Here is a 22496-nt window from a genome sequence, read left to right as displayed (position 1 = left end):
TGGACACCCTGATGAAAAAGCTCCTTGCGGGCCTGCTCGGCCCGCTGCTGCTCGGCGCCTGTGCGTCGCTGCCTGAACCTGACGCGCCATTGCCCTGGGATCCCCAGGTCACCCAAGGCACCCTGGCCACTGGCATGCAATACCGCCTGGTGCGCGAGTCGGCCCAGCCCGGCAGGCTCGACCTGCGCATGACCGTCAACGCCGGCTCCGTGGACGAGGCCGACGACCAGGTCGGTGTCGCCCACCTGGTCGAGCACCTGGTGTTCCACAGCCGTGCCGGGCATGCCGAAAACGCGCGCGCACGCATGGTCGGCCTGGGTTGGGTGCAAGGCCGACACTTCAACGCCATGACCAACTACGAGCGCACCCAGTACATGCTCAGCCCACCATCGGGCATGCGCCAGGCGCCGCAGGCCTTGCAGGTGCTGGCCGACATGGCGTTCGCCCGCGACTACAGCGCGGCGGACCTCGAGCGCGAACGGCCGATCGTCATCGAGGAATGGCGTGGCGGGCTGGGTGTGGCGCAGCGCATGAACGAACAGCGCACGGCATCGCAACGCGTCGGTTCGCGTTACCCGGCGCACCGCACCATCGGCAGCGAAGCGGCTATCCGAGAAGCCAGCCTGGCCAACCTGCAAGCGTTCCAGGCCACCTGGTACCAGCCGTCGAACATGGTCATTTCAGCCGTGGGCGATTTCGAGCCTGGAGCGATGCTGGCGCAGATCGAAACGGCCTTCGGTAAAGCGCGAGGCGGCGCGGTACCGCCGCGCGGGCATCGCGACCTGCCGTTGGATGACCAGCTGAAGGTCTTCCGCCTGCAGGACCCTCAATCCGGCAGCAGCCAGGTGTCGCTGCTGCTGCGCCTGCACGAGCCGGAAAGCCGCGGTACCAGCCGCGCGGCCATGCGTGAGCGGTTGATCGACCGCATGGCCCTGGCGGCGCTGGTCGACAACTTGCGTCGTCAGCCCAGGCAGGCGGGTGTGCGCAGTTTGACCGCGCAGAAAACCCTGATCGGCAGCCAGTCGACGGTGCTCGGCATCGCTGCTGGCGTAGACGGCCTGCAGCACGAACAAGCGTTGCGCCAGTTGCTGACCGAGATCGAGCGCTTGCGCCAGCATGGGTTCAGCGAGCAGGACTTCGAACACCAGCGGGCGCATATCAGCGCCTTGGGCGACAAGACGCTGGCCAACCACACGCCACGTACGTTCGAGCAATGGGTCGAGCAGCTCACCAACGCCACGGCGCCTGAAGGCCGCGTGGTCGAACGCCATGCTGCAGCGCGACGCTATCTGCAGGTGTTGCCAGGCATCGACCTCGACGACCTCAACGGCAGGCTGAAGCTTTGGCTAGGCAGTGCCGACCGCGTGCTGCAGTTCAGCGTGCCCAGGCAGTCGGAGGTCGAGGTGCCAACTGTTGCGGCGGCCGAGGCATTGCAGGCGCAGGTCGCCAGCCAGGCCCTGCCGGCACCTGCGCAGCAGCGAACTGACGCCCCCACCGTGGCAACCTACAAGCCCGATGCACCGGGCCCAGCCGGGCAAATCGTCGGGCGCCAGGCGTTCGCCGCCGAGCACGTCGAGCACTGGACCCTGGGCAACGGTGACAAGCTGGTGTGGCTGCGCCGCAACGGCCCGGACGGCAACTGGCTGCTACAGGCCGAATCATCCGCAGGTTACCGCCTTGCCGATGCGCCAGCCTGGCGCCTGCAGATGGCTGCGCAACTGGCGGTGCGCAGCGGGCCGGATGGCGCTCAAGCGTGGCGCCAGGCACAGCGGGCCACGCTCGGCCTGGAGCATCAGCCGCAGCGCCTGCAGTTGAACCTCAGCGGTGCTCCCGGGCAACTGCCGGCTTTGTTGCAGAGCTATCGCCTGAGCCAGCTGGCGGGCATCGACCCGACGTTGTTCGACGAAGCGCGCAACGACCTGCTTCAGCGGGTGCGCAGCAGCCCCTTAGATGTACGTTCACGCCAGGAAAGCGCGCAGCGCGTACTCAAGTACGGGGCCGATCATTGGCAAAGCCCCGACCCGCTAGCGCTGCAACAGCTGGACCGCGAGCAGTTGCAGGCCGACTGGCAGCGCCTTGCCAGCGCCCCCGTGACCTATTACCTGATGGCCGACGTGCCCGCAGAGCAGCTCGAACCGCTGGTACGCGGTTACCTGGCCAACCTGCCGCGCGGCGCTGCGGCAAACGCGCAATCGGCCTTACAGCAGCCTGGCCAGCGCCGCACAGACCTGGCCATCGCGCTGGAGCCGCGGGCCGTTCTGCAGGCCAGCAGCTATCTGCCTCAAGCCTGGCAACCACAAGCGGCCATACGCGTAGCGCTGCTGCGCGACCTCGCCAACCAACGGCTCAAGCAGCAGCTGCGCGGTGAAGCCTCGGGGGTGTATCGCCTGAGTTTCGATGCACAGCTCGACCCCGATTCGCAGCGAATCGAAAGTACGCTGAGCTTCACTTGCGACCCGGCGCGGGTGGACGAACTCTGGGCGCTGGCGCAGAAGACCCTGGCCGGTTTGAGCGTGGATGAGCAGTGGCTGAAGACCACACGCCACGAACTGCAACGCCAGGAAGCCAAGCGCCGCGAAGACCCGCAAACCCAGTTCAAGCGCCTGATCCTCAGCGAGCGCCACTGGCAAGACCCCCGCTACCTCAGCGAACAGGCCAGGTTGCCCGAAGCGTTGACCCTGCCGGCCATGCAGCAAATGGCGCGGCAGCTGTTCCCCGCCGCCAATCAGGTGCAGCTGCGCCTGCTGCCTTCGCCCGCCGCGCTGGAGCAGGACTTGTGAATACCTTGCGCACGTTCTACCGCCTGAGCCGCGCGTTCTGGCACGACCGCCGGCAATGGGTGGCATGGCTGATGCTGGCGGCGGTGATCGGCCTGGGTTTGCTGGTGGTGCAGATCAATGTGCTGATCAACAGCTGGAGCAAGACCTTCTACGACACCTTGGCCGCGTTCGACACGACGGGGCTGTACGGCCTGGTCGGCGAGTACGCGCTGTACCTGGGCAGCTATGTGCTGATCATCGTGGCCATGGACTACATCCGCAAAGGACTTGAGCTGCGCTGGCGCCAAGCAATGACCGGGCGCCTGACCGACGCCTGGCTGGCCGACCAGGCCTTCTACCGCCTTGGGCTGACCGGCGAGCCGGACAACCCCGACCAGCGTATCGCCCAGGACGTCGACCTGATGGTTGGCTTGAGCATCGAGCTGGTCGCTTCGCTGGTGATCAACCTCGCGCAGGTCGGCGCGTTCGTAGTGATCCTGTGGAACCTGTCGGGGGTGCAGACCTTCAGCCTGTTCGGTGAGCGTTTCACGGTGCATGGCTATCTGCTGTGGCTCGTGCTGGCCTACACCTTGATCGGTAGCCTGCTCACCCACCTGATCGGCAAGCCGCTGCATGCGCTCAACTACGAGCGTGAACACCGCGAGGCGGATTTTCGCGCCAGCCTGCTGCGCAAGCGCGATCACGCCGAGCAGATTGCGCTGTACCGTGGTGAGGCCGTCGAGCGCGAGCAGCTGGCCGAACGCTTTCGCGCCATCGCCGACAATTGGCGGCAGTTGATGGGGCGCGAGCGCAACCTCAGCCTGTTCACCGTCTCCTACGAGCGTTTGAGCCTGATTATCCCGGTGTTCGCCGCGTTGCCGGCATTCATGGCCAAGTCCATCACCCTGGGTGGGCTGATGCAGATCCGCAGCGCCTTCAATGCCGTGCATGGCTCGCTCAGCTGGTTCATCAAGTTGTACAACAAGCTGGTGCGTTGGAGCGCAGCGTTACAGCGGCTGGAGCAGTTCGAGCAGGCGATTGCGGCCAGCCGCAGGCAGGCCGTTACCGCCATACCGGGCGACTGCCTGTGTACCCGAGGGCTGACGCTTTTCCGGCCGGATGGCAGTGCGATGCTGCGCGACCTGGACCTGCAAGCAGGGCAGGGCCAGTGGTTGCGGTTGGGTGGACGCAGCGGGGTTGGCAAGTCGACCTTGCTGCGCACCTTGCAGGGGCTTTGGCCGTACTGCCTGGGCGACTGGCAACTGCCACCGGGTCGCAGCTTGCTGCTTCCGCAGAAACCCTACATGCCGCACATGAGCCTTCGCGCCTTACTGGCTTATCCACAGGTGCGGTCGATAGACGATGTGCAGTTGATCGGTGTGCTGGGCCAGGTGGGGCTGGGAGCCCTGATTGGACAACTGGACAAGCAGGCTGAGTGGGAACGCGTGCTTTCCGGCGGGGAGCAGCAGCGGTTGAGCCTGGCGCGGGCGTTGCTGTACCGGCCGGATACCTTGTACCTGGATGAGGCGACCAGCCAGCTCGACCTGGGCAGTGCCCGGGGCTTGCTGGAAATGCTCAGGCGGGAGTTGCCGCGGTGTACGGTGGTGGGGGTGACCCACCAGGAAGGGCTGGCACGGCTGTTTGACCGGACTGCAGAACTGGAGAAGCTGGCCGAGCCTGTGTAAGGCAGGCCTGGCCCTTTCGCGGGGCAAGCCCGCTCCCACAAGTTATCCATCATCCCAAGGGTGATGTCCCTGTGGGAGCGTCTTGCTCAAACTCTGAAAGCTTACGCGATCGCTGTGCAGCAACTGTCTTGCCTGAAATCTCAAAGCTTACGCGGTCATTGTGGGAGCGGGCTTGGCCCGCGAAGAGGCCGGACCAGGAGAAATCAGGCGCGTTTGTTGAATTGCGCCAACGCCGGCAACAGATTCTTGTCGATGGCCTGGCGCACCGCCGGCAGAATCGTCGCACTCCCGGTATACATCTGCTCGACCATACCCTTCAGCGCCCGCGCATTAGGCTCTGTCAGCCCACGCACCACCGCTTCGCAAGCCTGCTCGGCACTGGCGCCCGCCGGAATCTCGAAACCGCGCGCGCGCAGCTGGCCGGCGAGGTCGTCCTGATCAATCAAATCCGCATGCATCATGGCTGTTGTCCCTTTTATCGCTAAGAGAGTGCTGCTGTGATTTACGACCGATTCTGTGTCTACCGCGACATGCCCGCAAGGGTTGTATGTCGCGATGACTGCTTTGGCTAAGAACAGGTCGCTCCCGGCTAATTGCCGGTGCGGTGAAGTCAGCAGACTGCAGCTATTCACGGCCCCCGAGGGTTTGGTCACCCTCACTCACGCACAGTGGATGTTGCTCGCTCTTGGCCCCGGTAGCTCACGGCTTTCCGGGGTTATTTTTTGGGCAGTCCAATCACCCGCCCAACGTATGCTGGCGCCGCAAGATCACGCTGTTCGTCCATCACACCTTGCAGCAACCTCACACTGAGCTCGCTGAGCGGCGCCGATTTCGGCCCCGCCAGGTCCACATGCAGCAGCATCTGCTCGCTGGCGGCCAGGGCGTCTTCGAAACCCGCGCGGTGCAGGCTGTGGTACACCTGCACGCGCTTGCTGTCGAAACTGACGATCTGCGTCTGGACCCACACCTCGGTGCCTAGCTTCACTTCGTGCAGGTAGTTGATGTGCGCCTCCAGGGTGAACAGTGAGTGCCCGCTCTGCCCGCGGCTGTCGGCATCCAGGCCGATGCGCTCCATCAGCGCATCGGTGGCGTAGCTGAAAATCAGCAGGTAGAAGGCATCGCGCAGATGCCCGTTGTAATCGACCCAGTCCTCCTGGACTGGGGTGCGGTAGGTGATCAGTGCGGGCATCGTCAGCTCCTCAGTCGCCAAAAGCCATGCCGTGGCTGGCCTTGCTGGTCTTCACCGCTTCCAGTACCGCCAGCAGGGTGTCGTCACGGTAGCGCTCCAGTGCAGCGATACTGCGCTCGCCCTGTTGCTCAGAGGTACCGTTCACCACATCGTCGATCAGCTTGTCGGTCAGCTCCGGTGCCGGCAGGTAGGTCCAGGGCAGCTTCAGGGCCGGGCCGAACTGCGACATGAAGTGGCGCATGCCGGCATCGCCCCCGGCCAACGTATAGGTAAGGAACGTGCCCATGAAAGACCAGCGCAAGCCTGCGCCGAAGCGAATTGCGTCGTCGATTTCGCCCGTGGTGGCAACGCCGTCGTTGACCAGGTGCAAGGCCTCGCGCCAGAGCGCCTCGAGCAGGCGGTCGGCGATGAAGCCTGGCACTTCCTTGCGCACATGCAGCGGGCGCATGCCGAGTGCGGTGTAGATGGTTTTGGCAGCTTCAATGGCCTCGGGTGAGGTGCGGCTACCGCCGACGATCTCCACCAGCGGCAGCAGGTACACCGGATTGAACGGGTGGCCGACAACGCAGCGTTCAGGGTGAGTCGACGACTCGTAGAACTCGCTGGGCAACAGGCCCGAAGTGCTCGAGCCGATGATTGCGTCAGGCTTGGCTGCGGCGCTGATTTTGGCGTGCAGGTCGAGCTTGAGGTCCAGGCGCTCTGGTGCGCTTTCCTGGATGAAATCGGCGTTGCGCACGCATTCCTCGATGGTCGCCACGAACTTCAGGCGGTCTTGCGATGCGCCGGTTGCCAGGCCCTGTTTTTCCAGCGCCGGCCAGGCGTTGGCGATCCGTTTGCGCAGTGCGTGTTCGGCGCCGGGCGCCGGATCCCAGGCCACCACGTCCAGGCCATGGGCCAGGGCGCGGGCAACCCAGCCGCTGCCGATCACGCCGCTACCCAGGGCGGCGAAGGTCTTGATCTCGGTAATGAAGGGCATATCGGTCTCCAGGAGGGATCAGCGGCGCTTGAGGTTCATTTTTTCCCGGCCTTCTGCCGGGCTGAGTACACGGCCACCCATGCGGGTGATGATCTCGCTCGCGCGTTCCACCAGTTGGCCATTGCTGGCCAGCACGCCACGGTCCAGATACAGGTTATCTTCCAGGCCCACCCGCACATTGCCGCCGAGCAGCACGGCCTGCGCGGCCATAGGCATCTGCATGCGGCCGATGCCGAAGCCGGCCCAAGTGACGTTGGCAGGCAAGTTATCGACCATGGCCTTCATGGTGGTGGTATCGGCCGGTGCGCCCCACGGGATGCCCAGGCACAGCTGGAACAACGGGTCCTCGAGCAGGCCTTCCTTCATCATTTGCTTGGCGAACCACAGGTGGCCGGTGTCGAAGATTTCCAGCTCGGCCTTCACCCCCAGTTCGGTAATGCGCTTGGCGCCGGCACGCAGTTGGGCCGGGGTGGACACGTAGATCGAGTTGCCGTCACCGAAGTTGAGGGTGCCGCAATCGAGGGTGCAGATTTCCGGCAACAGCGCTTCGACATGGGCCAACCGCTCCAGCGGGCCGATCAGGTCGGTGCCCGGGCCGAACTCCAACGGCGTCTCACCCGGGCCGATTTCCAGGTCGCCGCCCATGCCGGCAGTGAGGTTGACGATGATGTCCACGTCGGCTTCACGGATGCGCTCCATGACTTCACGGTACAGCGCCACATCGCGGCTGAAGCGGCCGGTCTGCGGGTCGCGGACGTGGCAGTGGACCACGGTGGCGCCGGCTTTGGCGGCTTCAACGGCGGATTCGGCGATCTGTTTGGGGGTGACCGGGACCAGGTGGCTTTTCGAGGCGGTGTCGCCGGCGCCGGTGAGGGCACAGGTGATGATGACGTCGTGGTTCATGGTGCTGTTCCTTGTGATGTCTGTGGTGGCTTTTTCGCGGGCATGCCCGCTCCCACAGGATCAATGTGATCCCGAGTGTGGCGCTGTACCTGTGGGAGCGGGCGTGCCCGCGAAAGGGCCCTGTCAGTTGGCGGTAAGCTTGAGGTTGTCCGCGGCCGGCTTGCCATCGAAGGTGGTCACGCCCTCAAGCCAGCGGGCCTTGTCATCGGGGTGGTCTTTCAGCCACTGGCGGGCCGATTCCAGCGCATCCTTGTGGTCGAGCAGCGGCTGCATCATGCGGCTCTCGTCCTCGGCGCTGAAGTTCAGGTTGGCCAGCAGGCGGTGGGCGTTGGGGCAGCGTTCGGCGTAATCCGGGGCAGTCACCGTCCACACCGTCGCACGGCCTTCGTCCGGGCCCAGTGCGTCCTGGCTCTCGCCCAGGTAGACCATGTCGATGTTCACGTTCATCGGGTGCGGTGCCCAGCCGAAGAACACCACGGCTTCCTTGCGGCGCACTGCACGGTCGACGGCGGCGAGCATGCCGGCCTCGCTGGACTCGACGAGCTGGAACTTGCCCAGGCCGAACTGGTTCTTGGCGATCATCGCCTTGATCTGTGTATTGGCGCCGGAGCCAGGCTCGATGCCGTATATTTTGCCGCCCAGCTCCTTTTCGAACTTGTGGATATCGGCAAAGGTCTTCAGACCCTTGTCAGCCAGGTATTTCGGCACTGCCAGGGTGGCACGCGCGTCTTCCAGGCTGGGTTTGTCGAGCACCTTGACCTGCTGGGCGTCGACGAACGGGGTGATGGTCTGGGTCATGATCGGGTTCCAGTAACCCAGGAACATGTCCAGGCGTTTGTCGCGAATGCCGGCGAAAATGATCTGCTGTGAAGCGCTTGTCTGTTTGGTCTGGTAACCCAGGCCGTCTAGCAGCACCTGGGCCATTGCGCTGGTGGCGATAACGTCGGTCCAGTTGACCACGCCCAGACGCACGTTCTTGCACGCCGCAGGCTCTGCGGCGAAAAGCGGGGCGGTGGCGATGCTGCTCAGGGCAAGGGTCAACAGGCTGCGGCGGATCAAGCTGTGCATGGTGGCTCTCCATCGGCAGTGCATATTGTTATTGGGTTCGACCTCTCTGGGCCGTGTGAACACGCTACGCTGCTGGCAGGGTGAAAAATCGCACCCTGGCGACCAACACTTGCACGGAAGCGACCACCTTTGCCGTGGAGCATGCAATGCCGCAAATCATTCATTTCCTGCTGTTGCCCGGGTTCTCGGCCATGGGTTTCATCAGTGCCCTGGAGCCACTGCGGGTGGCCAACCGCTTCAAAGGCCCGTCCTACCGCTGGCAGGTGCTGAGCCTGGATGGCGGCGCGGTGCAGGCCAGCAATGGCATGTCGGTGAATGCCGACGCGGCGCTGGCAGGGCACGAGCCGTGCGGGGTCTTGCTGATCGTGGCCGGCTTCGAGCCGCTGGCGTTTTATGGGCCAGCGCTGCAGCAGGCGTTACGCCGGCTGGACCATGACGGGGCAATTCTGGGGGGCATCGATACCGGCGCGGTGGTATTGGCCGAAGCCGGCCTGCTCGACGGCCACCGCGCCACGGTGCATTGGGAGGCGCTGGAGGCATTCAAGGAAAACTACCCGAGCCTGCAGGCGACCCAGGAACTGTTCGAGATCGATCGGCGGCGTATCACCTGCGCTGGCGGTACTGCGTCGATCGACCTGATGCTCGACCTGATTGCCCAAGCCCATGGCAGCGAGCTGGCGGTGCAGGTCTCGGAGCAGTTCGTGCTCGGGCGTATCCGCCAGCGACAGGACCACCAGCGCATGCAGATTGCCAGCCGCTATGGCATCAGCAACAAGAAGCTGGTGAAGGTGATTGGCGAAATGGAGCGCAATACCGAACAGCCGCTCAACACTCAGGTGCTGGCAGAAGCCGTACAGGTGACACGGCGCCAGTTGGAGCGGCTGTTTCGCGTGCACCTGGATGACACGCCCAGTGGGTTCTATTTGCGCCTGCGGCTGGACAAGGCACGGCAGTTGTTGCGCCAGACCGACATGAGCGTGCTGGAGGTGGCGGTGGCGTGTGGGTTCGAGTCGGCTTCGTATTTTACCCGGTGTTATCGGGCCCGATACCAGCGTTGCCCGCGGGAGGATAGATTGGCCAGGGCATGATCAGGTACCTCCTGATCATGTTTTAGCCTGTAAACCATGTCCCCGGTTTGTACCCCTGTCCGGCGCGGTCCCTGTGGGAGCGGGCGTGCCCGCGAAGAGGCCCGTACAGGCTTACTGCTGACCAATGGACTGCAAATACTCCGACCGGTCATCACTGCGCTGCGCTGCGCAGGTATCCCACGCCGCCTGGAACGCCTTGCTTCCCGGCTTCTCGGCATAGGTCTCGACCTTGCAGTCGGCGTCACGCAGCTGCGTCCACAGCTTCTCGGCTGCATCCATACGCCCCACCAGCGCGGTAGCCTGGTCGCCCTCGTCGGCATACTGGTCGCGAATACGCTGGATCAAGTCATCGTAAGCCGCTTTCAGCTCGCGTTCGGCCGTCTGCTTGTTGAACGCAGCGCAGGCGTAGGTCTGTTGGTCGGTCTCGACGTTGTCGCACGGGGTGCTCTCTTCCTCGCCGGCCTGCGCGCCTGATACGACGGCCAGCAGTACCAGCCATGCCAATGATTTCATCCTTTTCTCCTTAACAGGCTGACGAATCGCAGGATTCTCGCTCAGCCGAGGGCAAGGCGGTAGCTCTCTGACGAAATGTTCATAAAGCGGCCAGAAACGTCGGTAACGAGACTGTCTCTCATCCCCAGGCAGCGTGCCAGAGGCCGTGTTGTCGCGCGTTGACGCTTTCGGCAAACCCCCTGTCGTTTTTGCATCGGGGCGCCTTTGGGCACAGGCATATGCTGGCCCCAAAGCGCCGGCACAAGGTTTGGCGCCAACCATTCGATAAAAGGGGACAGCCTGATGAGCCCAGCCGAACTTCACGCCGACAGCATCGTCATCGACGGCCTGATCATTGCCAAATGGAACCGCGAGCTGTTCGAGGACATGCGCAAAGGCGGGCTGACTGCGGCCAACTGCACGGTGTCGGTCTGGGAAGGCTTCAAGGCAACTGTCGACCAGATCGCCGCCAGCCAGAAGCTGATCCGCGACAACAGCGACCTGGTCATGCCGGTGCGTACCACTGCCGACATCCGTAAAGCCAAGGAACTGGGCAAGACCGGCATCTTGTTCGGCTTTCAGAACGCCCATGCGTTCGAAGACCAGATCGCTTACGTGGATGTGTTCAAGCAGCTGGGCGTAGGCATTGTGCAGATGTGCTACAACACCCAGAACCTGGTGGGCACCGGCTGCTACGAGCGTGACGGCGGGCTGTCGGGCTTTGGCCGCGAAATTGTCGCGGAAATGAACCGCGTCGGCATCATGTGCGACCTGTCCCACGTCGGCTCCAAGACCTCCGAAGAAGTCATCCTCGAATCGAAAAAGCCGGTGTGCTACTCGCACTGCCTGCCATCTGGCCTGAAAGAGCACCCGCGCAACAAGTCGGACGAAGAGCTGAAGTTCATCGCCGACCACGGCGGCTTCGTTGGCGTGACCATGTTCGCGCCGTTCCTGGCCAAGGGCATCGACTCGACCATCGACGATTACGCCGAAGCCATCGAGTACACCATGAACATCGTCGGTGAAGACGCCATCGGGATCGGTACCGACTTCACCCAGGGCCACGGCCAGGACTTCTTCGAGTACCTGACCCACGACAAGGGCTACGCCCGCCGTCTGACCAACTTCGGCAAGATCATCAACCCGCTGGGCATCCGCACCGTGGGCGAATTCCCCAACCTCACCGAAACCTTGCTCAAGCGCGGCCATTCCGAGCGCGTGGTGCGCAAAATCATGGGCGAGAACTGGGTCAACGTCCTCAAGGACGTGTGGGGCGAATAAGCCGCTCTCCAAGCCTGAAAGCCCCTGCCAGCAACGCCGGGGCACCTAAATAAAATTTTTATGGAGTTGAGTTTCCATGGCCAAGATCGCCCCGCAATTGCCAATCGAAGTCGACAGCGAGACCGGTGTCTGGACCAGCGACGCCTTGCCGATGCTGTATGTGCCGCGCCATTTCTTCGTCAACAACCACATGGGCATCGAAGAAGTGCTGGGCGCCGACGCCTATGCCGAGATCCTCTACAAGGCTGGCTACAAATCTGCCTGGCACTGGTGTGAAAAAGAGGCCGAGTGCCATGGCCTGGAGGGCGTGGCGGTGTTCGAGCACTACATGAAGCGCCTGAGCCAGCGTGGCTGGGGCCTGTTTGAAATCCAGGACATCGACCTGGACAAAGGTACTTGCAGCGTCAAGCTCAAGCACTCGGCGTTCGTGTACGTGTATGGCAAGTGTGGCCGCAAGGTCGACTACATGTTCACCGGCTGGTTTGCCGGCGCCATGGACCAGATCCTCGCTGCCCGCGGCAGCTCGATCCGCACCGTGGCCGAACAGGTCTACGGCGGTTCGGAAGAAGGCCACGAAGATGGCCTGTTCGTTACAAAGCCGTTGTAAGCCGGAGATAGCGTCATGGCATTCGAAGCAATGTTCCAGCCGATTCAGATCGGCAAGCTGACCATCCGCAACCGTGTGCTCAGCACCGCGCACGCCGAGGTCTACGCCACTGACGGCGGCATGACGACCGACCGCTACGTGAAGTACTACGAAGAAAAGGCCAAGGGTGGCATCGGCCTGGCGATCTGCGGCGGCTCGTCGGTGGTAGCCATCGACAGCCCGCAGGAGTGGTGGGCATCGGTCAACCTGTCGACCGACCGCATCATCCCGCACTTCCAGAACCTGGCCGACGCCATGCACAAGCATGGCGCCAAGATCATGATCCAGATTACCCACATGGGCCGTCGCTCGCGCTGGGACGGCTTCAATTGGCCGACCCTGATGTCGCCGTCGGGTATCCGTGAACCCGTTCACCGCGCCACCTGCAAAACCATCGAGGTGGAAGAGATCTGGCGGGTGATCGGCAACTATGCGCAGGCTGCGCGGCGTGCCAAAGAGGGCGGCCTGGACGGCGTGGAGCTGTCGGCAGTGCACCAGCACATGATCGACCAGTTCTGGAGCCCACGGGTCAACAAGCGTACCGACGAGTGGGGCGGCACCTTCGAGGGCCGCATGAAGTTCGGCCTGGAAGTGTTGAAAGCCGTGCGCGCCGAAGTCGGTGACGACTTCTGCGTGGGCATGCGTATCTGTGGCGACGAGTTCCACCCTGATGGCCTCAGCCACGAGGACATGAAGCAGATCGCCGCGTATTACGACGGCACCGGCATGCTCGACTTCATTGGCGTGGTGGGCTCGGGGTGCGACACCCACAACACCCTGGCCAACGTCATTCCGAACATGAGCTATCCGCCGGAGCCGTTCCTGCACCTGGCAGCCGGCATCAAGGAGGTGGTCAAGGTCCCGGTACTGCATGCGCAGAACATCAAGGACCCGAACCAGGCTACGCGCATCCTTGAAGGCGGCTACGTGGACATGGTCGGCATGACCCGTGCGCACATGGCCGACCCGCACCTGATCGCCAAGATCAAGATGGGCCAGATCGACCAGATCAAACAGTGCGTCGGTGCCAACTACTGCATCGACCGCCAGTACCAAGGCCTGGATGTGCTGTGCATCCAGAACGCCGCGACCTCCCGTGAATACCTGGGTGTGCCGCACATCATCGAGAAGACTACCGGCGTCAAGCGCAAGGTGGTGGTGGTTGGCGCAGGCCCGGCCGGCATGGAAGCGGCCCGCGTGGCCGCCGAACGTGGCCACGACGTGACCCTGTTCGAGAAGAAAGACCAGATTGGCGGGCAGATCACCATTGCCGCCAAGGCGCCGCAGCGTGATCAGATTGCCGGTATCACCCGCTGGTACCAGCTGGAGCTGGCGCGTTTGAAGGTTGACCTGCGCCTGGGTACCGCTGCCGACGTAGCGACCATTCAGGACCTGCGCCCGGATGTGATCGTGCTGGCGGTGGGCGGGCATTCGTTCCTCGAGCAGAACGAGCATTGGGGCGCTGCGGAAGGCCTGGTGGTCAGCAGTTGGGACGTGCTCGACGGCAAGGTCGCGCCTGGCAAGAACGTGCTGGTGTACGACACCATCTGCGAATTCACCGGCATGTCGGTGGCGGACTTCATCGCCGACAAGGGCAGCCAGGTCGAGATCGTCACCGACGATATCAAGCCGGGCGTGGCCATGGGCGGCACCACCTTCCCGACCTACTACCGCAGCATGTACCCCAAAGAAGTGATCATGACCGGCGACATGATGCTGGAAAAGGTCTACCGCGAAGGCGACAAGCTGGTGGCGGTGCTGGAGAACGAGTACACCGGCGCCAAGGAAGAACGCGTGGTCGATCAGGTAGTGGTGGAGAACGGCGTGCGACCTGACGAAGAGCTGTACTACGCGTTCAAGGAAGGTTCGCGCAACAAGGGCCAGATCGACGTGGAGGCGCTGTTCGCCATCAAGCCACAGCCGATCCTCAGCCAGCCGGGCGAAGGCTACCTGCTGTACCGCATCGGCGACTGTGTGGCCCAGCGCAACGTGCATGCGGCGATCTACGACGCCTTGCGCCTGTGCAAGGATTTCTGATCCAGCGCGCCTAAACGCCGTAGACCCCTGTGGGAGCCTCCCATGTTGAACACCCTTCTACCCATCTTGCTGTTCGCTGCCCTTGGCCTGGCAGTGCTCGGCGCCCTGCGCCGGGTGCGCATGTGGCGGCGTGGCCGGGCCTCCAAGGTCGACCTGATCGGCGGCCTGCTGGCCATGCCGCGTCGTTACCTGGTGGACCTGCACCACGTGGTCGAGCGCGACAAGTACATGTCCAAGACCCACGTGGCCACTGCCGGCGGCTTCGTGCTGTCGGCGGCGCTGGCGATCCTGGTGCATGGCTTTGGCCTGCAGAGCAAGATCCTCGGTTATGCGCTGCTGGTGGCCACTGTAATCATGTTCACTGGGGCCATCTTCGTCTTCAAACGTCGCCTCAACCCGCCCGCGCGCCTGTCCAAGGGCCCATGGATGCGCCTGCCGAAAAGCTTGCTGGTGTTCGCCGCGAGCTTCTTCATCGCCACCCTGCCGGTTGCCGGCATCCTGCCGGCCAACGCCGGTGGTTGGGTCATGGTGGCCGTGCTTGGCCTGGGCGTGTTGTGGGGCGTGTCGGAACTGTTCTTCGGCATGACCTGGGGCGGGCCGATGAAGCATGCCTTCGCCGGTGCCTTGCACCTGGCCTGGCACCGCCGTGCCGAGCGCTTCGGCGGCGGCCGCTCCACTGGTCTCAAGCCGCTGGACCTGGAAGACCCGAATGCGCCGCTGGGCGTGGAAAAGCCGGTGGACTTCACCTGGAACCAGCTGCTCGGCTTCGACGCCTGTGTACAGTGCGGTAAATGTGAAGCCATGTGCCCGGCGTTTGCTGCCGGCCAGCCACTGAACCCGAAAAAACTCATCCAGGACATGGTCATCGGCCTGGCCGGCGGCACTGATGCCCAGTTCGCCGGCAGCCCTTACCCCGGCAAGCCAATCGGCGAGCACGGCGGCAATCCGCACCAGCCGATCGTCAATGGCCTGGTCGATGCCGAAACGCTGTGGTCGTGCACCACCTGCCGTGCCTGCGTAGAGGAATGCCCGATGATGATCGAGCATGTCGATGCCATCGTCGACATGCGCCGCCACCTCACCCTGGAAAAGGGCGCCACCCCGAACAAGGGTGCCGAGGTGCTGGACAACCTCATCGCTACCGACAACCCTGGCGGCTTCGCCCCTGGCGGGCGCATGAACTGGGCCGCCGACCTCAACCTGCAACTGCTGTCGGAGGTGAAAACCACCGAGGTGCTGTTCTGGGTCGGTGATGGCGCATTCGATATGCGTAACCAGCGCACCCTGCGCTCGTTCGTCAAGGTGCTGAAGGCCTCGGGCGTGGACTTTGCCGTGCTCGGCCTGGAAGAACGCGACAGCGGCGACGTGGCGCGGCGCCTGGGGGATGAGGCGACATTCCAGCAACTGGCCAAGCGCAACATCCAGACCCTGGCCAAGTACAGGTTCCAGCGCATCGTCACCTGCGACCCGCACAGCTTTCATGTGCTGAAGAACGAGTACGGCGCCCTGGGCGGCGACTACCAGGTGCAGCACCACAGCACCTACATCGCCGAGCTTATCGCGGCCAGGAAACTGAACCTGGGCCAGCACAAGGGCGGTAGTGTCACCTATCACGACCCATGCTATCTGGGCCGTTACAACGGCGAGTACGAAGCGCCGCGTGCGGTGCTCAAGGCGCTGGGTATCGAAGTGCGCGAGATGCAGCGTTCGGGCTTCCGTTCCCGTTGCTGCGGCGGTGGTGGCGGCGCGCCGATCACCGACATCCCGGGCAAGCAGCGTATCCCCGACATGCGCATGGACGACATACGCGAAACCGAAGCCGAGCTGGTGGCCGTGGGTTGCCCACAGTGCACCGCCATGCTCGAAGGCGTGGTCGAACCACGCCCGCAGATCAAGGACCTGGCCGAGCTGGTGGCCGATGTGCTGATCGAAGAGGACACGCCCGCCGTCCCAAAGCCGCAAACGGCTAAACGTGAACCTGCGGAGGTGCACTGATGAGCGACATTATCCGCCGCGACCCACGCGCCGAGTGGATCGCCCGTAACCGCCTGCATCCGCTGCATGCGGCCCTGCAGACGCAACAGACCCGCTGGATGGGGCCCAACGGCCTCATCCGCAAGAACCCTCATGCGATCGCCGCAGGCTTCATCGGCCCGGCCGGCATCAAGCGCATCGACCGCAGCGGTGCCCAGCAGGGTACCGGTGTCGGCGGGCGGCGCACGGCGGCGGCCGAGGTCAAGCTGCCGCTGCACCAGGTGCCGGCCCCGGCGTTCTACATTGCCGTGGTACCAGATATGGTCGGTGGCCGCCTGAGCAGCCACGACCGCGACCTGCTCGGCCTGGCCCATAGCCTGGCTGGCAGCGACGGTGCAGTGCTGGCGGTGGTATTTGGCGAGCACAAGGAAAGTAACTTTTCCACAGCCGGCGTCGACCGCCTGCTGGTCATCGAAGGCGAGGCTTTCGACGGTTACGCACCCGAGCAGTTGGTGCAAGGCCTGCGGGCTGTGGATAACCAGTTCACGCCGCGCCACTGGCTGCTGCCCGACAGCCGCAGCGGTGGCGGCGAACTGGGCCGGCGCCTGGGCGCAGCGCTGGGCGAACGCCCGGCGACGCGGGTCTGGCAGGTCAAGGACGGCCAATGCATTGGCCGTGCCGGTGCTGGCCAGCAGGATCTGCAGCGCGCTGTGCCACGGTTGATCCTGGCAGCGGCGGAGTGTGCCGAGCCGGTCAGCGAGACCCGCCACGAAGCGCTGCCGGTGGAGTTGTCCACAAGCGTGGCGCGCAGCCTGACGCGTATCGAGGACCTTGGCTCGGTGGCCGTCGACCCAGCCACCATTGCCATGGCCGAGGCCGAATTCATCGTCTCGGGCGGCAACGGGGTCAAGGACTGGGACTTGTACCACCAGGCCACCGCAGCCCTCGGCGCTACCGAAGGTGCCTCGCGGGTGGCGGTGGACGACGGCTTCATGCCCCGCAACCGCCAAGTGGGGGCTACCGGGACCTGGGTTACCGCGCGTGTCTACGTGGCTGTGGGTATCTCGGGCGCGATCCAGCACCTGCAGGGTATCGGTGCCTGCGACAAGGTGGTGGCGATCAACATGGACCCGGGCTGCGACATGATCAAACGGGCTGACCTGTCGGTGATTGGCGACAGCTCGGCGATTCTCAAGGCGCTGATCGAGGCTGTGGACAACTTCCGCAGCGGTGGCCAGCGCGACGCGGCATAAGGGCACGAGCATGAGTACGAAAGTGATCAGCCTGGTTTCCATCGGTGCCCACCCTAGCTCCGGCCGCGCCCGCCGCGCCGAGCAGGATGCCCGCGCCGTGGAGCTGGGTTTGCAGCTGGCTGGGGATAACTTGCAGGTGGTGCATGCCGGGGACCCACGGGAAGAGGCGCTGCGCGCCTACCTGGGCATGGGCCTGGAGCACCTGGACGTGCTGGAGCAACCGGCCGGCGCCGATGTGCTGGGCGTGCTGGGCGATTATTTGCGCGACGCCGGGGCCCAGCTGGTGCTGACCGGCAGCCAGGCCGAGACTGGCGAGGGGTCGGGCATGTTGCCCTTCTTGCTGGCCGAAAAGCTGGGCTGGCCACTGATTGTGGGGTTGGCCGAAGTTGAGTCGATCGACAACGGCACCGCCCAGGTACTGCAGGCTTTGCCACGTGGTCAGCGACGTCGCTTGAAGGTGCGCCTGCCGTTGCTGGCGACTGTGGATAACGCGGCACCCAAGCCGCGCCAGAGTGCCTTCGGGCCTGCGCGCCGGGGGGTATTGGCGGCCCGTAATGTGGACATCGTCGAAGATGAACTGTTGGCCGAAGCCGAGCTGCAACCGGCCCGCCCACGGCCCAAACGCCTGAAGGTGATCAAGGCCAAGAGCGGTGCCGACCGGATGAAGGCCGCAACGGCCAAGGCCAGCGGCGGTGGGGGTAAGGTGTTGAAGGACGTTTCGCCACAGGAAGGCGCCGAAGCCATCCTCAAGCTATTGGTGGAAGAGGGCGTGCTGCGCTAAAGGCTCATGCACTCCCCGGCAAGGCGTTCTCCTGGACCAACGCTAAATTACTGATTTTCCAGTGACCGAGTGGGGGCGGGCATGCCCCGCCCCCCGCCAACACCGGCGCAGCCGGTGCCAGGCACTGGGTCTCCTGCGCCACGGGACAAGCCCGTTTCCACCAAGGCGTCCCGATCTGCCAAACGCGCACTCTACCTGTGCATAAGTCCTTACCGGACCCATTACACCGCTCGTCAGCCACGGATATACATGCCTCCAGCTCGGGTTGCCCACAATCGCTGTTAGCTGCTCTGTGGATAATCTGTTGGGCACTAGCTGGAGTACGCGTAGGGCGTGGCTTGCGGAGAAATGATTAAAAAACGATCAAGATGGGTCAGAAGTCTCGGATTCCTGATGATCAGCGCTTTGAACCGCTTATCCACAGAACGACAGTTGTCGGCTCCGTGTTTTGCTCACAAAGTCTGTTAGTGTCTCTGTGGACAAGTTGTACGGAGTGCACTGTAGCCCTTTAACAACAAGGGCTCCGTAGTTTTGATCAAAAATTGACCATCTGCTTTAATCCGATTGATACCTGCCGGCACTGACAGAATTGCCAGTGTTTGAGCACGCGGCGGCTAGATATCCTCCATGGACCCCACTCCAGGAGTTATCCACATGACTCTCATGCCTGCAGTTGTCAACGGATACTCACCCTATGGCTATCGAACGCATCGTGGAGGTTGTGTACTTGCGTTCAACGGCGAGCGGCGAGACCCGTTCACGGGTTGCTATCACTTGGGTAACGGTTATCGTGCCTACAACCCGGCATTGATGCGGTTTCAAGCCCCAGACTCCTTCAGCCCTTTTGGGGCAGGGGGGGTGAACGGTTATGCGTATTGCGCTGGTGATCCGGTTAACCGAGTCGATCCCAGTGGCCATATTGATCTTGGGAGCTTGCTGCTGCGTGGTTTAGGTATGCTGTCGAACGGAGCGACGATTGCTTATAACTTTCTCGGACCTACCCCTGAAACTTGGATAGGCCTTAATGCCACTCGAGTGAGCACCTTCGGTTCCATACTGAGCTTAGGAAGCTCCGCGGCATTGTACGCAGGGGTGCCGAGCGCTATTTTTGGCGCGAACGTGGGTACTGCAGTCAGTGCTGCAGCAACGCTCACACGAGCGATCAACGCAGCGATTGGGCCGGGGAGCCACCCGTTGAATCAGATCAAGACGAATTGGAATTTGATGACGGGAGGCTTAGCCGCGGCGCCAATGCCGCACGAGTTCATGCTGGATGTTGTCACTCCAACGGGTGGGCCACCCGTGCCCCCTTCGAATCAGACTATCAAGTATGACCTCAATGTAAGATTACGAATGCGGGGAAATGCTGGTGCTCCGCCGCCTCCACAAGCGCTGGCTATACGGCGACAGCGTAGCCAGTCACAGTGAGCCATCTGCTATGGGGTTATGCCCTGCAGCAAAGTGCATCCTTTGCGGCAGGGCGTTTTTGTTTACTGAGCCTGCACTTCTTTCAAGTAGGCCGCCGGCTCTGCTCCCAGGTTGTTCAGCATCCGCCCGCTGTACCAGTCAATGAAGTTCACCACACCGAACTCGTAAGTCTTCGAATACGGGCCGGGCTGGTACGCGGTGGAGTTGATCCCACGCTGGTTCTCTTCCGCCAGGCGGCGGTCCTGGTCGTTGGTGGCGTCCCACACCTTGCGCATGCGTTCCGGGTCGTAATCGACGCCTTCCACGGCATCCTTGTGCACCAGCCACTTGGTGGTGACCATGGTTTCCTGGGCACTGATCGGCCATACGGTGAACACGATCATGTGGTCGCCCATGCAGTGGTTCCAGGAGTGCGGCAGGTGCAGGATGCGCATCGAGCCCAGGTCCGGGTTCTTGATGCGGCCCATCAGTTTCTGGCAAGCCTGCTTGCCGTCCATGGTCATCGACACGGTGCCCTTGAGCAGCGGCATGCGCACGATGCGGTTACGCAGGCCGTGGCTCTTGTGCAGGTAAGGGATCTTCTCGGCTTCCCAGGCAGCGGCGGAGGCGGCCACGTGGTCCTTGAATTCCTGGCTGGCACGCGGGTCGTTGGTATCGTCCCATTCCAGCAGGGTTTGCAGCAGTTCCGGGTGCGAACCGGAGCAGTGGTAGCACTCGCGGTTGTTTTCCAGCACCAGTTTCCAGTTGGCCTTTTCCATCAAGGTGGTCTGCACCGCCACCTTGGTGTTCTCCATGTCGTACGGTTCCATGTAGTGCTCGAGCGTGGCCAGGAACTCGTCTATGGCGGGCGGGTTTTCCGCCAGGCTGATGAAGATGTAGCCGCCGGCCACCTTCACGTTCACTGGCTTCAGGCCATATTCCTTCATGTCGAAGTCGGCGCCCATCTCAGTACCGGCGAACAGCAGGCGACCGTCCAGTTCGTAGGTCCACTGGTGGTAGTGGCAGACCAGCTTGGCCACCTTGCCTTTGTCGCTGACGCACAGGCGTGAACCGCGGTGACGGCAGACGTTGTGGAAGGCGTGCACCTTACCTTCGGCACCACGGATAACGATGATCGGGTTCTTGCCGATCTGCAGGGTGATGTAGTTGCCTTTCGCCGGGATCTCGCAGGTCATGCCGGCGATCAGCCATTCTTTGTGGAAGATCTCCTGCATGTCGATCTGGAACAGACGCTCGTCGGTGTAGAAAGGCTGGGGCAGCGAGTAGGTTCGCTCGCGGGTCTGCAGCATCTCGGCGGTGGCCTTGCGTGCAGGTTCCAGTGGATCGCCCAGGCTCAGGGTTGCGGTGACGTCCATCGTGTATTCCTCGGGGCCGTGTGCGGCCGGCAAAAGGTGGCTAATCGTTGTGGTGGTGCCGCAAGGCTGCTTGTCAGAAAACAGCATGTTGTTTTGCCGTGGAGTGTGCGTCCGAAGACGCCGCGAACCGTATCCATGGACGACATGGCCGATTTGAATAACGACGCGCCAGCCCTTGTATCGCGGGGCTGGTCGCGATAAGCACGCCGATGTCGCTGGCAGGAATGTACGTCGCTCTCAGCTTGCGCATTATCCAAGCCATAAAAAGCCCGATAGTCGGCTGCTGGAGATGAACATGTCCGATACCTTCCTCAATCCGGTCACTACCCAGACCTGGGCCAACGGCCGCCACATCGTGCGCTGCGTCAAGGTCATCCAGGAGACCTGGGACGTGCGCACCTTCTGCTTCATGGCCGACCAGCCAATCTTGTTCTTCTTCAAACCAGGGCAGTTCGTCACCCTGGAGCTGGAGATCGAAGGCAAGCCGGTAATGCGTTCATACACCATTTCCAGCTCGCCATCGGTGCCGTACAGCTTCTCGATCACCGTCAAGCGTGTGCCGGGTGGCCTGGTGTCGAACTTCCTCCACGACACCATGCACGAAGGCGCCGAGCTGCCGGTGCACGGCCCGGTGGGGCTGTTCAACGCCATCGACTTCCCTGCTGGCAAGGTGCTGTACCTGTCGGGCGGTGTCGGTATTACCCCGGTAATGTCGATGGCGCGCTGGTTCTACGACACCAATGCCAACGTCGACATGGTGTTCGTTCACAGCGCCCGTTCGCCGAAAGACATCATTTACCATCGCGAGCTGGAACAGATGGCGTCGCGCATCCCCAACTTCAGCCTGCACATCATTTGCGAGAAGCACGGGCTGGGTGAGCCGTGGGCGGGTTACCGCGGTTACCTGAACCAGCGGCTGATGGAGTTGATTGCGCCCGACTACATGGAGCGCGTTGTGTTCTGCTGTGGCCCGACGCCGTACATGACGGCGGTCAAGCGCATGCTTGAAGCGGTCGGCTTCGACATGAAGAATTATCACGAGGAGTCGTTCGGTGCCACACCTCCAGAGGCCAAGGCCGATGCGGTGGAGCACGCCGAGCAGGCCGCCGATGCACCTGAGCTGGATGTTTCCGACCTCAACCTGGTGGAGTTCATCGGCAGCGAGAAGAGCATCCGCGTTGCCCCGGGCGAGACCGTGCATGCTGCTGCAGCCAAAGTTGGCCTGATGATCCCCAAAGCTTGCGGCATGGGCATCTGCGGCACCTGCAAGGTGCTCAAACTGGGCGGCGAAGTAGAAATGGAGCACAACGGCGGCATTACCGAAGAGGATGAAGCCGAGGGCTACATCCTGTCGTGCTGCAGCGTGCCGAAAGGGGATGTGCGGATCGATTACTGATTCCAGATAGCGGGGCCCCGACAGGTACCTCGCTAACCCCTTTGCGCCCTGTCATTTCTGTCAGTAATCATGAGGGGCCGTTGGCTATAGAATATGCTCTACAAAACAGGGGGGGGCATGGTGGACGAAGGAATATTGCATCTCCATTTATCCAGCTCATTCCTGCCCAATGCTGGCCGTAGGGT

At 63.0% G+C, this 22496-nt stretch carries 18 protein-coding genes; 11 read left to right on the top strand and 7 right to left on the bottom strand.

The features are described from left to right. Positions 1 to 11: 11 nt before the first annotated feature. Positions 12 to 2780, top strand: a complete 2769-nt coding sequence (locus DMX11_RS12225; protein WP_110744850.1) for a M16 family metallopeptidase — start codon at positions 12 to 14, stop codon at positions 2778 to 2780. Further along, positions 2777 to 4444, top strand: coding sequence for an ABC transporter ATP-binding protein/permease (locus tag DMX11_RS12220; RefSeq protein WP_110744766.1), 1668 nt, complete (start codon positions 2777 to 2779; stop codon positions 4442 to 4444). The genes DMX11_RS12225 and DMX11_RS12220 overlap by 4 nt, the downstream gene beginning before the upstream one ends. Positions 4445 to 4647: 203 nt before the next feature. Here DMX11_RS12220 and DMX11_RS12215 read toward each other — a convergent pair whose 3' ends face one another. The 5 genes from DMX11_RS12215 to choX form a co-directional block, all read right to left on the bottom strand. Next, positions 4648 to 4905, bottom strand: a complete 258-nt coding sequence (locus tag DMX11_RS12215; protein WP_110744765.1) for a hypothetical protein — start codon at positions 4903 to 4905, stop codon at positions 4648 to 4650. Between the two features lie 254 nt (positions 4906 to 5159). Further along, entirely contained in the window at positions 5160 to 5633 is a 474-nt protein-coding gene (locus DMX11_RS12210; RefSeq protein ID WP_110744764.1) for a thioesterase family protein, read from the bottom strand. Between the two features lie 10 nt (positions 5634 to 5643). Continuing rightward, positions 5644 to 6609 (bottom strand): L-carnitine dehydrogenase, encoded by a 966-nt coding sequence (locus DMX11_RS12205; protein ID WP_110744763.1) that lies wholly within the window; start codon positions 6607 to 6609, stop codon positions 5644 to 5646. Between the two features lie 18 nt (positions 6610 to 6627). Beyond that, positions 6628 to 7512, bottom strand: a complete 885-nt coding sequence (locus tag DMX11_RS12200; protein WP_016497614.1) for a 3-keto-5-aminohexanoate cleavage protein — start codon at positions 7510 to 7512, stop codon at positions 6628 to 6630. Between the two features lie 123 nt (positions 7513 to 7635). Then, entirely contained in the window at positions 7636 to 8580 is a 945-nt protein-coding gene (gene choX, locus DMX11_RS12195; protein ID WP_110744762.1) for a choline ABC transporter substrate-binding protein, read from the bottom strand. A 146-nt stretch (positions 8581 to 8726) separates the two neighbouring features. Here choX and DMX11_RS12190 point away from each other — a divergent pair, with 146 nt between their 5' ends. Next, a complete protein-coding gene (locus DMX11_RS12190) occupies positions 8727 to 9668 on the top strand; it encodes a GlxA family transcriptional regulator (protein WP_110744761.1) in 942 nt (313 codons plus the stop codon). Positions 9669 to 9779: 111 nt separating this feature from the next. Here the strand turns inward: DMX11_RS12190 and DMX11_RS12185 are convergent, their stop codons facing one another. Next, positions 9780 to 10181: a lysozyme inhibitor LprI family protein gene (locus tag DMX11_RS12185; protein ID WP_110744760.1), complete on the bottom strand. Its 402-nt coding sequence runs from the start codon at positions 10179 to 10181 to the stop codon at positions 9780 to 9782. 282 nt (positions 10182 to 10463) lie between these two features. Between DMX11_RS12185 and DMX11_RS12180 the strand changes: the two genes are divergently transcribed. The 7 genes from DMX11_RS12180 to DMX11_RS26455 all read left to right on the top strand — a co-directional run bounded on the left by DMX11_RS12180 (position 10464) and on the right by DMX11_RS26455 (position 19560). Next, on the top strand, positions 10464 to 11441 hold the full coding sequence (locus DMX11_RS12180; RefSeq protein WP_016497618.1) for a dipeptidase: 978 nt from the start codon (positions 10464 to 10466) through the stop codon (positions 11439 to 11441). A 76-nt stretch (positions 11442 to 11517) separates the two neighbouring features. Next, positions 11518 to 12048, top strand: a complete 531-nt coding sequence (locus DMX11_RS12175) for a DUF5943 domain-containing protein (protein WP_012316656.1) — start codon at positions 11518 to 11520, stop codon at positions 12046 to 12048. A gap of 15 nt (positions 12049 to 12063) precedes the next feature. Next, entirely contained in the window at positions 12064 to 14124 is a 2061-nt protein-coding gene (gene dgcA / locus DMX11_RS12170; protein WP_110744759.1) for a dimethylglycine demethylation protein DgcA, read from the top strand. A gap of 42 nt (positions 14125 to 14166) precedes the next feature. Further along, positions 14167 to 16119: a dimethylglycine demethylation protein DgcB gene (dgcB, locus tag DMX11_RS12165; protein ID WP_110744758.1), complete on the top strand. Its 1953-nt coding sequence runs from the start codon at positions 14167 to 14169 to the stop codon at positions 16117 to 16119. Further along, positions 16119 to 17351 carry an electron transfer flavoprotein subunit alpha/FixB family protein gene (locus tag DMX11_RS12160; RefSeq protein WP_110744757.1) on the top strand — a complete coding sequence of 411 codons (1233 nt, stop codon included), beginning with the start codon at positions 16119 to 16121 and terminating at the stop codon, positions 17349 to 17351. The genes dgcB and DMX11_RS12160 overlap by 1 nt, the downstream gene beginning before the upstream one ends. Before the next feature lie 10 nt (positions 17352 to 17361). Then, entirely contained in the window at positions 17362 to 18132 is a 771-nt protein-coding gene (locus DMX11_RS12155; RefSeq protein ID WP_110744756.1) for an electron transfer flavoprotein subunit beta, read from the top strand. A gap of 627 nt (positions 18133 to 18759) precedes the next feature. Beyond that, on the top strand, positions 18760 to 19560 hold the full coding sequence (locus DMX11_RS26455) for an RHS repeat-associated core domain-containing protein (protein ID WP_110744755.1): 801 nt from the start codon (positions 18760 to 18762) through the stop codon (positions 19558 to 19560). A 62-nt stretch (positions 19561 to 19622) separates the two neighbouring features. Here DMX11_RS26455 and gbcA read toward each other — a convergent pair whose 3' ends face one another. Beyond that, the gene (gbcA, locus tag DMX11_RS12145; protein ID WP_110744754.1) at positions 19623 to 20915 is read right to left on the bottom strand and encodes a glycine-betaine demethylase subunit GbcA; all 1293 of its coding nucleotides are present in this window, start codon (positions 20913 to 20915) and stop codon (positions 19623 to 19625) included. 295 nt (positions 20916 to 21210) lie between these two features. Between gbcA and gbcB the strand changes: the two genes are divergently transcribed. Beyond that, the gene (gbcB, locus tag DMX11_RS12135) at positions 21211 to 22311 is read left to right on the top strand and encodes a glycine-betaine demethylase subunit GbcB (protein WP_110744753.1); all 1101 of its coding nucleotides are present in this window, start codon (positions 21211 to 21213) and stop codon (positions 22309 to 22311) included. Positions 22312 to 22496: the final 185 nt, after the last annotated feature.

The organism is Pseudomonas sp. LB-090624 (genome assembly GCF_003205205.1).
In the GTDB taxonomy this organism is placed as follows: Bacteria; Pseudomonadota; Gammaproteobacteria; order Pseudomonadales; family Pseudomonadaceae; genus Aquipseudomonas.
This window is presented reverse-complemented; position numbering and strand designations above follow the sequence as displayed.